The sequence below is a fragment of the Arthrobacter sp. USHLN218 genome (assembly GCF_037144715.1).
GTDB lineage: Bacteria > Actinomycetota > Actinomycetes > Actinomycetales > Micrococcaceae > Crystallibacter.
In genome coordinates, this window is the sequence record NZ_JBBCYT010000002.1 from 630,252 (window position 1) to 642,124 (window position 11,873).

Sequence of the window (11,873 nt, forward strand, 5' to 3'; positions counted from 1 at the left end):
CGACCTTGGCAATTTTTACCGATCCGATCAACGAATATGCCGACTTCGCTCCCGGTGATGCAGAGTGGCTGCATCTGCTGGTAGGGGACTGGCAGCTGATCGCCGACCTCGCGTTCGCCGACCTTGCGCTATGGCTGCCGACGCCGGACGGCAGCTACGTGGCATTGGCGCATGTGCGGCCCTCGACGACGCACACGGTCTTCCACTCCGACTTCGTGGGGGAGCGGATCCGGGCGGATCTGCTGCCGCTGGCCGACGCCGCCCGGCGTTCCCAGGTCATCGAGCGTTCAAGCGAGAGCGACTGGACCACGGAGATGGCGATGCGGGTGGAGGCGGTGCCCATGGTCCGCAACGGGCGCACCCTGGCCGTCCTGACATCGCATATGGACCTCTCGAGTTCCAGGATGCCATCCCGCCTGGAGCTGACCTACCGCCAATGCGCCTACGACTTGCTGCATATGGGGACCCTGGGCCTGTGGCCCGACTTCGCCTCGCCGACAGGGTCCCGGCGCGGCGCACCACGGGTCGGTGACGGGCTGATCAGGCTGGATGCCGACGGGATCGTCGAGTACGCCAGTCCCAACGGCGTTTCGGCCTTCCGCCGGCTCGGCGACGTGGAGTCCCTCGAGGGCCGGTCCCTGGCCGAGATCACCACCGCGCTGCTGAAGGACCGGCGCATGGTCGACGAGACACTGCCGCTGGTCGTCACGGGGCGGATGCCGTGGCGCACGGAGCTCGAGTCGCGCGGCGTCACCCTGTCGCTGCGGGCCATACCGCTGCGCAACCAGCACGAGCGGTTCGGCGCGCTCGTGCTCTGCCGCGATGTGTCGGAGCTGCGGCGCCGGGAGATGGAGCTGGTCACCAAAGACGCGACCATCCGGGAAATCCACCACCGCGTGAAGAACAATCTCCAAACCGTCGCGGCGTTGCTCCGCATGCAGTCGCGAAGGATGGTCAGCGAGGAGGCGAAGCAGGGGCTGGAGCAGGCTATGCGCCGCGTGGCCACTATCGCCATGGTCCACGAAACGCTGTCCCAGGGGCTGGCTCAGAACGTCGACTTCGACGAGCTGATCGGACGTCAGTTCCGGCTGTCGGCGGAAGTGGCCTCCGAATCCCAGACGGTGACCACCCAGCGAAGCGGCGAGTTCGGAGAATTGCCCAGCGAATTCGCCACCCCGCTGGCCCTGGTGATCAACGAACTCGTGACCAACGCCGTCGAGCACGGGCTCAAAGGCCGGAAGGGGAACGTCTGGCTTACGGCCCGGCGCGGAAATGGCGGGAACGGCCGGGAACAGCTGCGGGTCACCGTCGAAGACGACGGGGTCGGGCTGGCCGACAACCAGGGCGGAGAGGGGCTCGGGCTCCAGATTGTGCGGACCCTCGTGACGAGTGAACTCGGCGGAACCATCGAGTGGACGTCCCGCGAAGGGGGCGGAACCCGTGTCGGGATCGAGCTGAACCTGGACCCGCAGCGGCTGCGCTAGCGGGTCCAGGGGGAACGCGAAAGGCCGCCGCCCTCAGGGCGACGGCCTTTCGAACGAAGCGGCAGCGCGTTAGGAGGCGCGGCGGGCGCGTGCGGCGCGGCGCTTCATGGCGCGACGCTCGTCCTCGCTCATTCCGCCCCATACACCGGCATCCTGGCCGGATTCGAGGGCCCACTGCAGGCAGGTGTCGATGACGGGGCAGCGTCGGCAAACGCTCTTGGCTTCTTCGATCTGCAGCAAAGCCGGCCCTGTGTTTCCGACGGGGAAGAACAGTTCCGGATCTTTGTCCAGGCATGCCGCGCGGCTACGCCAATCCATGCTGATCACATACTCCTTTAGACAGGTCCAGCTGAAAATTCTTTGTGAAATCTTTCACGAATGGACTCACAGTAAAGGGGGCTCTGATGGCCCCCCATTCGCTTCGCTTAAAGCGTTTCACGTTAAATCTGTGTAAACAAGGGTGTTCCCAGACTTAATCGCGCTGAAACCCTGAGTCATTCATCACACGGCCTTGCCGGAAACAGGTGTAGCATCACTGGCTTCGGTTCCTTACCGACTATCTAAGGTACTGTGCCAATGTGTCAATACCTTCCGCCGACCCCACGCCCGCCAAGCGCCCCGCTGCCGTAGTCGTCATCTCGCTGGTGCTGGTACTGGAGGCCTTGGCATTGCTGGGGGCCGCGGCCTGGTTCGTCTACGGCCTTATGACGCAGACCCCGTTGTCCATGGGCGGAGCCATCTTCCAGTTGGTCCTTCTGCTGCTGCTCTCCGGCTGGCTCCTGGCGGCCGGACACTTCTTCTTCCGCGGCTACCGCTGGACCCGTGCTGCGGCCCTGGTCTGGCAGCTCTTCGTGATCGTCATCGCCTTTCCCACCTTCACCAGCGGGCTCGTACTGCCGGGACTGCTCTTGCTGCTACCGGCGGCTGTTGTCCTCCTGCTCATCTTCACCCGGCCTGTGACGGACTTCTTGACGAAGGGCTCTGCGCCGGGCGCCGTATAGCCGCACCTCTCGGGTCAGCCGCGCACGAGGCCGGTCTGCAGGGGGACAGCCCCGCCATGCTCGAGCCGGTAGGCGCGGCCCGGCGGAGCGGCTCGACTGTCCAGGCGAAGGCCGAAGAAGTCTCCATCGGCAGGCGAGGCCGGAGAAAGTACATAGCCGCGCCCGCTTGCTCGAGCCGCCACGGCGAGCGGCACCTGCTGGAGCAGGCCGGGACCCGGCCGTGCCGCCAGCACCGCGGAGGCTCCCGCATCCACCAGGCAGGCCAGTTGCTGGTGGGCCGGCGGAGCCAGCCGGTGCGCATCATCGACAAGCAGCAGGGCGCCGGGTCCCGGGACATCGAGCGAGGACCAGTAGGCGCTGGGATCCGCATCGGGCGGCACACGGAAGCAGCGGTACAGGTGTTGGGCCTGCCGGGCCAGCAGGGCCAACAGGTTTGTCTTGCCGCTGCCGGCGGGGCCGAGGACCATGAGGGGGCCGCCGGGATCGACGCGCAGCACGGACGGACCCAGTTCGTCTCCTTCGACGCCGATGACCAGGCCATCCCCGAGGGCCACAGGGAGGTCTTCGGCCCGGACTTCCTGCGGCAGCGGTTCGATCCGGAAGGGGCGGCGCCCTGTCGAGCCGGACCGTTCGCGAGCGGCCGCCGGCCGGGACGTTACCGGAACCTCGGCCAGCTGAGCGACTGCTTCGGCGGCAGGAACCAGGGGGCCGTGGACCAGCGCGCGGCCGGGGAACGGTTCCATGACGGGCAGCTTGGGCCAGGCCATCAGGGCTTCCGGGCCAGCGAAAGCCGGGAAGAACAGGCGGTTGGGCGCCATGCCCAGCATCCGTCCCACGGCGAGCTCCCGGTCGCCGGAAAGGCACAGGGTGATGGCGGCAGCTGCTCCGTCCCGTGCCAGGTGCAGCAGGGACTCCTCCGCCCAGCCCAGCCGTCCGTCGCGAAAGGCGGAGGCCCAGCGGCCCCAGCCGGACAGCAGGACGATGAGGGGGACGGCGCCCCCGTTGGCCAGGGGCGCCGCCGCCCCGTCCGCCGCAATCCGTCCGGCCGCCTCCTGGGCGAGGCGTCTCAGGATTCTGGCCGCCCGATCGGTCTCGAGCGGGCCCGCATAGGCGCCGGTTCGGGCGGCCCCGGCGGCGAAGGCCAGCGACCCGTCGCCGTCGAGGACGTAAAGATGCCGCTCGGCGGCCGAAGCGAGGACCCCCGCGGCGACTGCCTGGACGACGAACCGGGTTCCGCTGCCGCTGGTTCCGAGCGCGGCAAGGTGGCCGTCCTCCTCGGGAAGCCAGTCCAGCAGAAGCTGCCGCTGCTCGGTCGGCAGGTCGAGCAGTCCGAGCGGCAGGCTGTTCGCCCTGGATGCGGCCGGAAGCGATTCCAGGGTCAGCAGGTCGGGCAGCGGCGGAGGAATCTTCAGCGGCACCGCACTGCCGGCCGCGGCGGCCGCCTGCCGAATTTCGGCGACCAGTTCACCTACAGGGTCCGGGCTAGCGCCGTCCGCTGCCGCGGGAGGGGCGCTGCGGCGTTCGGAGGCGGGCAGGCCGAGCCAGTCCCGGAGCGTGGCGGCGGCCGCGGCGGCGGCCTCCGGCACGATCAAGGCCGACGCTGACTGGAATTCGCGGGCTTCCGCCGGACCGATGCGCAGATAGGCCCTGCCCGGCGTATCGACCGCGATTGCGGCCGCCTTGCTCGTGCCGGCGAGGTCCGAGGATTCCAAGGCAGTCTGCACCCGCAGGGCGATCGACGAGGTGACATTGGCTCGGATGTCGGCCGAGATCGCTCCCTGCGGTCGTTGAGTTGCCATGACGAGGTGGAGCCCCAGGGAACGGCCGAGTGCGGCGATCCGCATCAGCTCCGGGATGGCCAGCGGCACCTCGTCGGCCAGCATGCGGAACTCGTCGACGACGACGATCAGCCGGGGGAGTTGACCCGGAGGGCAGTCGCGGATATCCGCCACCCCGAGACGGGCGAATTCGAGCTCGCGCCGCCTGGCTTCCGCCCGGAGCCAGCTGAGGGCCCGTGCCACGTTGGACGGGGTCAGATCCGTCAGCAGGCCGCTGCTGTGCGGCAGGTCGGCCAGGACCCCGAGGCCGGATCCGCCCTTGAAGTCGATCAACAGGAAGTTGATCTTGTCCGGGGCGTGTTCGCAGGCAAGGCCGAGCACGAGCGAGCGAAGCAGCTCGGACTTGCCCGCCCCCGTCGTGCCGGCTATCAGCAAATGCGGACCCTCCGCAGCCAAGTCGAGCGTCAGGGGACCCGCGGCGCCCGTGCCGATCACGGCGGGGATCCCGGGCACGGTGGCGTTCATGATCCAGCGACCGGATGGCGCCCCGGACAGTAATTCCCGCAGCCCGCAGGTTGCCGGGACGGCGCCCCCGGTCTTCCGCGGTGCCGCACCCGGGCTGCGGGCGACCAGCCGGGCAAACCGTTCCAGGGTTGTGTCGCTCACCAGGTCCGGACGAAAGGGGGTGGTGGCGGCGTCCCGGTGGAGCCGTCCCGGCCCGGAGCCGAGCCGGATCTGGACCTCATCATCGGTCCGCGGGGCGTAGAAGCGCACGACCGTCGGATCCGCCGCGCATTCCTTGAGCGCAGCCTCGGCCTCGTCATGCCTGCCTGAGACCAGCAGGACCGTCGGCCCGCGGGTGTTCCGCAGCTCGGCGGCCAGGACTTCGGGCCTGGAGGCGAGCACCACGCCCGGCAGGAACCGCGCCCCGCCCGGCAGCGAGGTGGCCTCCCCGTAACAGATGATCACCAGGTCCGATTGCACTGCCCGGGCACCGAGTTGCAGGAGGCAGGAGTTCAGCAGGCGGCGCACTGCGGACTCGGGACCGGTGCAGCTGATCCGCCGATCGGCGAGCAGGTCGACAGCCAGCGGGGCATCGGGCAGGTGCGGCTTCCGCAGCGCGTCTGCTCCACCGCCGGACGCGATGTTGGCTTCCTGGTCGGTCGTGCCGAGGCGCAGCCAGACGTGCTCCGGGGCAGCCGCGGCAGGGTCGGCCGGCCCATCCCGGAGCCGGCCGTAGACCAGCGTGGCAGGGTCCGGTGCCGACCGCGTCCGCCTGCGGGCATCCGCCGCCGCGGCGGCCGCCACAGCGGCAGCGAAGGCCCTCCGCTTGCGGCTGCCGGCCGCGTATGGAATGGCGGCGGTCAGCAGGGAGACCGCGCTGAAGGCCAGGAAGAACCACATGCCGGTGATCACGGCGAGTGCAACACCGGCCACCAGCGGCAGCCCGCCCAGCAGAAGCGTGAGTTTGCCCCGCGGGTCGGGCGCGGCGGCCGCCACCTGCACGGGCGTGCCAAGGTCCTCGTCCGGCGTCAGGGCCTGGACCGGCTCGACGGCCAGAAAGAGCGCCATCCGGCTGCTGCCTGCCGTGATTCCGGAGGCGGAGGTCAGGTCTGCGGCCGGGACTCGGCGCCCCCTTGCCCATAGCCCGTTGGCAGACCCGAGGTCCGTAACCTTAATGGTCCGGTTGTCCACCGTGATCCGGGCATGCCGCCGGGACAGCTGCGGGTCCTCCACGACCAACGTCGCGCCGTCCCGGCCAAGGATATGCTCGCCGCGGGCCAGTTCGAGGAGCTTGCCGGCGTCCGGGCCGCCCGTCACTGCCAACGTCAGCGCCGGCACGCCGGCCTCCGCCTCCGCCGTCATTGTCAGGCCCTCCGGATGCCTCGCGGGCAGCCCGCAGACGACGACGGCCCCGTTGACCAGCGGCGGCCGGTGCGGAACGAGGTCCTGGAGCCGGCTGCCGGCCACGGTCAGCGACAGCTCGCCGGCCTCGGCGCCGAGGCGGTCCAGAAGCCACTGGGCCAGGGCCGAGGCATCGGCGGCCCCGTCGTCGGCGACGATTTCCCGCAGCTCCGCGGTGCGCCGGGCATAGGACGGCGGCAGGTTTTCGGAGGCGGCGACGGACAGGTGCAGCGGCATGCGGATCCTCGGACGGAGCGGCTTTTCCTGCACCCTAGCCGCGGCCGCCGGCCGGCCGCTCCCCGTGGCCCGCGGGCTGTGGATAAACCGGGGCGGCAAACGCCGTAGCCCAGTAGCGGTAATCTTGTCAGGGACCGCCCGGTCCGCCCGCCCGCAGCGCAGCACGATGTAGAAGAGGTATCCACCCGGTGAAGATTGCCGTCATTGCTCTGGGAAAGATCGGCCTGCCGCTCGCGGCACAGTTTGCATCCAAGGGGCACGACGTGATCGGCGTCGACGTCAACGAAAGCGTTGTCGCGCAGGTCAATGCAGCCTCCGAACCGTTTCCGGGGGAAGCCCATCTGCAGGACAAACTGAGCGAACTGGTGCCGGCCGGACGGCTGAAGGCCACCGCCAGTTACGCCGAGGCCGTGCCGGGCGCGGATGCCGTGGTCCTGGTCGTCCCGCTGTTCGTGGACGCCGAGGCGCGGCCGGACTTCGCCTGGATGGATGCGGCGACCGAGGAACTGGCCAAGCACCTGACGCCCGGCACGCTGGTCTCCTATGAGACGACCCTGCCGGTCGGAACGACCCGCACCCGCTGGAAGCCGATGCTCGAGTCCGGCTCCGGCCTGGCGGAGGGCAAGGACTTCCACCTGGTCTTTTCGCCCGAACGGGTCCTCACGGGGCGCGTCTTCGAGGACCTGCGCAAGTATCCCAAGCTCATCGGTGCGCTCTCACAGGCCGGAGCCGAGGCCGCGAAGGATTTCTACGAAGCCGTGCTGGACTTCGATGACCGCCCCGACCTGGCGCGGCCCAACGGCGTCTGGGACCTCGGTTCCGCCGAGGCCTCCGAGCTGGCCAAGCTCGCCGAGACCACCTACCGGGACGTGAACATCGGCCTGGCCAACCAATTCGCGCGCTACGCCGCGACGGCCGGCATCGACATCTACCAGGTGATCGAAGCGTCCAACTCCCAGCCCTACAGCCACATCCACCAGCCCGGCATCGCCGTCGGCGGGCACTGCATCCCGGTCTATCCGCGGCTCTACTTGTGGAACGACCCGGAGGCCTCCGTGGTCCGCGCGGCGCGCGAAGCCAACGCCGGCATGCCGGACTACACGATCGGCCTGCTCGAAGGCGCCTTCGGCGACCTGGCCGGGGCACGCGTCGTCGTTCTCGGCGCCGCCTACCGCGGGGGAGTGAAGGAGACCGCCTTCTCCGGCGTCTTCGGCGCGGTGGAGGCGCTGACGGCCCGCGGCGCCACGGCGCTGGTCCACGACCCGTTGTACAGCGACGCCGAGCTGGAGAAGCTCGGATTCGCCCCGTACCACTTGGGCGAGCCGGCGGACGCCGCCGTCGTACAGGCGAACCACGCCGAGTACAAGGAACTGGGGCCGGACGACCTGCCGGGCATCAAGGCCTTCATCGACGGCCGCAGGGTCAGCAGCCCGGAACAGTGGCAGGGAGTCACGTACCGGGTGATCGGCAAGGCCTGAGGGCACCGCGGCAAAGTACGACGGCGGCACGCAGTTTCGCACGAAAGGGAGCTAAAACGGTGGGATTTATCGCTGAGACAGCCGATGTCTCCGAACGCGCCCGGCTGGGCGAGGGCACCAAGATCTGGCATCTCGCGCAGGTTCGCGAGGACGCGGTCCTGGGTGCGGACTGCATCGTCGGCAGGGGCGCCTACGTGGGCACCGGGGTCCGGATCGGAGACAACACCAAGATCCAGAATTATGCGCTGGTATACGAGCCGGCGGAGCTCGGCCGCGGGGTCTTCATCGGCCCGGCCGCGGTCCTGACCAACGACACTTATCCGCGGTCGATCAACCCGGACGGCACGCTCAAGAGCGCGCACGACTGGACTCCCGTGGGCGTGACCATCGCGGAGGGCGCCTCGGTCGGGGCGCGGGCCGTCTGCGTGGCGCCGGTGCGGATCGGCCGTTGGGCCACGATCGCCGCCGGCGCCGTGGTGACCAAGGACGTGCCGGACTTCGCGCTGATGGCGGGGGTTCCGGCGCGGCGGATCGGCTGGGTCGGCAAGTCGGGACACCCCCTGCGCCAGGAGGACGGGGGCCAGTCGGACCGGTGGCTGTGCCCGGAGAGCGGGGACGCCTACACGGAGGAGAACGGGCTGCTGCGGGAAGCCGCGGCGGAGCCAACGGCTAGCACGGAAGAAGGCAGAACTGAGTGAGCAAGGACTTTATCCCGGCCGCGAAGCCGATCATCGGGGACGAGGAACGGGCCGCGGTGGACGCGGTGCTGGTTTCGGGCATGCTGGCGCAGGGGGCCGAAGTGGCTTCCTTCGAACAGGAATTCTCCGAAGTCCTGCTTGACGGGCGGGCGGCAGTAGCCGTCAACTCCGGTACGTCCGGCCTGCACCTGGGCCTGCTCGCAGCCGGCATCGGCCCCGGCGACGAGGTCATTGTCCCGTCCTTCACGTTCGCCGCGACGGCCAACTCGGTGGCGCTGACGGGCGCCACCCCCGTGTTCGCGGACATCGAGCCGGACCACTACTGCCTCGACGTCGCGGCGGTGGAGCCGCTCATCACCGAGCGCACGAAGGCAATCATGCCGGTCCATCTTTACGGGCACCCTGCGAACATGGATGCGCTGGGCGCCCTGACGGCCGAACGCGGCCTGGCACTCTTCGAGGATGCGGCGCAGGCGCATGGCGCTGCGCTGCACGGCAAGCAGGTCGGCACCTTCGGTACCTTTGCCATGTTCAGCCTCTACCCGACGAAGAACATGACGTCCGGCGAGGGCGGGATGGTCTCCACGGGGGACCACGACGTCGAACGCCGACTGCGGTTGCTGCGTAACCAGGGGATGGAACGGCAGTACGAGAACGAACTCGTCGGCTTCAATGCCCGGATGACCAACCTGCACGCGGCGATCGGCCGGGTCCAGCTGACCAAGATCGGCCGCTGGACCGAGCAGCGGCAGGCCAACGCGGCGTTCCTGACCTCCAACCTCGAGGGCGTCGCAACCCCGGCGGTTGCCGACGGGGCGACCCACGTCTACCACCAATACACGATCCGTGTGCCGGAGAATGAGCGGGACCGCTTTGCGGCGGCCCTGAAGGAGGAGTACGGGATCGGCTCGGGCGTGTACTATCCCATCCCGAACCATCGCCTGCCGTCCTTCAGCCGGCCGGCCGACCTTCCGGTGACGGAGGCCGCCGCGCGGCAGGTGCTGTCGCTGCCGGTCCATCCCTCGCTGGACCAGGAAGACCTGGACCGCATCGCGACCGCGGTCAACGCGCTGGCGAAGGCAGGTGCCTGATCCATGGGTAAGCTGCGCGCCGGCCTGATCGGGCTGGGTATGATGGGCCGCCACCACGCCAGGGTGCTGCAGGAGACCGAGGGCGTGGAACTGGTGGCCGTGGCGGATGCCTACGGCGACCCGCACGGCGTCGCCGGCGGCCTGCCCTTCTACAACAGGGTGGAACAGCTGATCGATCACGGGCTGGACATAGTGATGTGCGCCGTGCCCACCGGCCTGCATGAGGAAGTCGGACTCGCCCTGGCAGAGGCCGGCATCCACACGATGGTGGAGAAGCCGATCGCCTCCACCATCGAGGGCGGCCAGCGGCTCGCCGACGCGTTCGAGGGACGCGGCCTCGTCGGCGCCGTCGGGCACATCGAGCGCTACAACCCGGCCCTCCAGTCGCTGCGTGCGCGCCTGCAGAAGGGCGACCTGGGCGAGGTGTACCAGATCGCGACCCGCCGGCAGGGGCCGTTCCCGTCCCGGATCGCCGACGTCGGGGTGATCAAGGATCTTGGAACGCACGACATCGACCTGACCGCCTGGCTGGCGGAAAGCCACTACGAGTCCGTCAGCGCGCGGACGACGACCCGCTCGGGGCGCGAGCACGAAGACATGCTGGCCGCGACCGGCCAGCTCGCCAACGGCATCATCACCAGCCACCTGGTCAACTGGCTCTCGCCGATGAAGGAACGGATGACCGTGGTGACGGGGGAGCGCGGTTCCTTCGTGGCGGACACGCTGACGGCGGACCTGACCTACTACGAGAACGGGACCATCAGCACAGAGTGGGACTCCGTGGCCAACTTCCGCGGAGTCAGCGAGGGCGACGTGACCCGCCTGGCGATCGCCAAGCGGGAGCCGCTGAAGGTCGAGCACGAGGCCTTCCGCGACGCCGTCCTGTCCGCCCGCGGGGAGGCACCGGGGGACAGCGGGTCCGGTGCCGCGATCGTATCCATGCGGGAAGGCCTCAACACGCTGCGGGTGGCCGAGGCCATGGCCGCGTCCGGCCGCGAGGCCAGGACCATCCGGCTGCAGGACTGACTGCATGCACATCCTGGTTGCCAGCCGCATCTTCGCTCCGGAAGCCGGCGCCGCGGCCTACCGCCTCGCTGCCACCGTCAAGGGGCTGGAGGAGGCCGGGCACACGGTGACGGTGCTGACCAGCCGTGCCCCGGGGGCGGCAAGGTCCACTCGCGGCATTCGGCGGTGGCCCGTGCTGCGGGACCGGACCGGGGCCGTCCGCGGCTACGTCCAGTACGCAAGCTTCGATATCCCGCTGTTCTTCCGGCTGCTGGCCGCGCCGCGGTTCGATGCCGTGCTGGTCGAGCCGCCGCCGACGACAGGGGTGGTTGTCCGGGTCGCAAGCCGGCTGCGGCGCCGGCCCTACGTCTATTTCGCCGCGGATGTCAGCTCCGATGCGGCCGCCGGCATCGGAGTCCACCCCTTGATTGTCACGGTGCTGCGGACCGTCGAACGGTGGGTCCTGAACGGCGCCGCCGGGGTCCTGAGCGTCTCCTCGGGCGTGAGCGGCGCTGTGCGGAACCTGACCCGCGGGCGGGCCAAGGTCGCGGAGGTCGGCACCGGGATCGACACCGACACGTTCACGCCGGCGGCATCCGGGACAGCGGCGGAGGCAGCCGCACCGGCTGGTTCGAAGCGGACCTTTGTCTACGCCGGCACGATGTCGGAGATCCAGGGCGCCGGGGTCTTCGTGGACGGATTCCTGAAGGTCATGGACCGCTTCCCGGACGCCGAACTGCTGATGTATGGCCAAGGCGTGGAACTTGCCGAACTGGCCGAACGAGCCGCTCCGGCCGGCAGCCGCATCCGGTTCAAGGGCGTGGCCGGCGGCTCCGAAACGGCGGCGGCCCTGCGGGAGGCCACCGCCGGCCTCGCCTCGGTGCGTCCGGGACGGGGCTACGATTTCGCCTTTGCCACGAAGGCCTTCGCCAGCCTGGCCTGCGGTGCGCCGGTGATCTACGCCGGAGTCGGCCCGCTGCGGGACATCGTGGAGCAGAACAACCTCGGGCCCAGCGTGGACTGGGACGCCGGCCAGGTTGCCGAGGCCATGGCCGCGGTGCTGGAAAGTCCGGCGGCACCGGCGGAGCGCGCCAGGCTCGCCGGCTGGGTCAGGGAGAACTATTCGCTCCGCGGCGTGGGCTCGAAGGCCGCGGAGGCCGTGGCCGCAGCGGTCCGCCGAACCTGACGAAAGGCGG

At 69.7% G+C, this 11,873-nt stretch carries 9 protein-coding genes; 7 read left to right on the plus strand and 2 right to left on the minus strand.

The genetic code is table 11. The annotated features are described in order from the left end of the window. Nucleotides 1-5 precede the first annotated feature (5 nt). The gene (locus tag WFH44_RS06610; RefSeq protein WP_336712662.1) at nt 6-1,484 is read left to right on the plus strand and encodes a sensor histidine kinase; all 1,479 of its coding nucleotides are present in this window, start codon (nt 6-8) and stop codon (nt 1,482-1,484) included. 69 nt (nt 1,485-1,553) lie between these two features. Here WFH44_RS06610 and WFH44_RS06615 read toward each other — a convergent pair whose 3' ends face one another. Beyond that, nucleotides 1,554-1,802, minus strand: a complete 249-nt coding sequence (locus tag WFH44_RS06615; protein ID WP_005267230.1) for a WhiB family transcriptional regulator — start codon at nt 1,800-1,802, stop codon at nt 1,554-1,556. A 260-nt stretch (nt 1,803-2,062) separates the two neighbouring features. On the opposite strand from WFH44_RS06615, the gene WFH44_RS06620 reads away from it, so the two are divergent. Further along, a complete protein-coding gene (locus tag WFH44_RS06620) occupies nt 2,063-2,485 on the plus strand; it encodes a hypothetical protein (RefSeq protein WP_336712664.1) in 423 nt (140 codons plus the stop codon). A 14-nt stretch (nt 2,486-2,499) separates the two neighbouring features. On the opposite strand, the gene WFH44_RS06625 is transcribed toward WFH44_RS06620, so the two are convergent. Further along, complete coding sequence (locus WFH44_RS06625) at nt 2,500-6,405, minus strand: FtsK/SpoIIIE domain-containing protein (protein ID WP_336712666.1); 3,906 nt, start codon at nt 6,403-6,405, stop codon at nt 2,500-2,502. A gap of 188 nt (nt 6,406-6,593) precedes the next feature. Between WFH44_RS06625 and WFH44_RS06630 the strand changes: the two genes are divergently transcribed. The 5 genes from WFH44_RS06630 to WFH44_RS06650 are packed head-to-tail and all read left to right on the plus strand — an operon-like array spanning nt 6,594 to nt 11,863. Then, complete coding sequence (locus tag WFH44_RS06630; protein WP_336712668.1) at nt 6,594-7,883, plus strand: nucleotide sugar dehydrogenase; 1,290 nt, start codon at nt 6,594-6,596, stop codon at nt 7,881-7,883. Nucleotides 7,884-7,942: 59 nt separating this feature from the next. Continuing rightward, nucleotides 7,943-8,581: an acyltransferase gene (locus WFH44_RS06635; protein ID WP_336712670.1), complete on the plus strand. Its 639-nt coding sequence runs from the start codon at nt 7,943-7,945 to the stop codon at nt 8,579-8,581. Further along, nucleotides 8,578-9,672 (plus strand): DegT/DnrJ/EryC1/StrS family aminotransferase, encoded by a 1,095-nt coding sequence (locus WFH44_RS06640; protein WP_336712672.1) that lies wholly within the window; start codon nt 8,578-8,580, stop codon nt 9,670-9,672. The genes WFH44_RS06635 and WFH44_RS06640 overlap by 4 nt, the downstream gene beginning before the upstream one ends. 3 nt (nt 9,673-9,675) lie before the next feature. Then, nucleotides 9,676-10,698, plus strand: coding sequence for a Gfo/Idh/MocA family protein (locus WFH44_RS06645; RefSeq protein ID WP_336712674.1), 1,023 nt, complete (start codon nt 9,676-9,678; stop codon nt 10,696-10,698). 4 nt (nt 10,699-10,702) lie between these two features. Then, nucleotides 10,703-11,863 carry a glycosyltransferase gene (locus tag WFH44_RS06650; protein ID WP_336712676.1) on the plus strand — a complete coding sequence of 387 codons (1,161 nt, stop codon included), beginning with the start codon at nt 10,703-10,705 and terminating at the stop codon, nt 11,861-11,863. Nucleotides 11,864-11,873 lie beyond the last annotated feature (10 nt).

What these genes read in the sequence shown, in the direction of transcription:
- WFH44_RS06650 (WP_336712676.1), top strand. Translation starts at nt 10,703, where the DNA reads ATGCACATCCTGGTTGCCAGCCGCATCTTCGCTCCGGAAGCCGGCGCC.
- WFH44_RS06625 (WP_336712666.1), bottom strand. Translation starts at nt 6,405, where the DNA reads ATGCCGCTGCACCTGTCCGTCGCCGCCTCCGAAAACCTGCCGCCGTCC.
- WFH44_RS06615 (WP_005267230.1), bottom strand. Translation starts at nt 1,802, where the DNA reads ATGGATTGGCGTAGCCGCGCGGCATGCCTGGACAAAGATCCGGAACTG.
- WFH44_RS06645 (WP_336712674.1), top strand. Translation starts at nt 9,676, where the DNA reads ATGGGTAAGCTGCGCGCCGGCCTGATCGGGCTGGGTATGATGGGCCGC.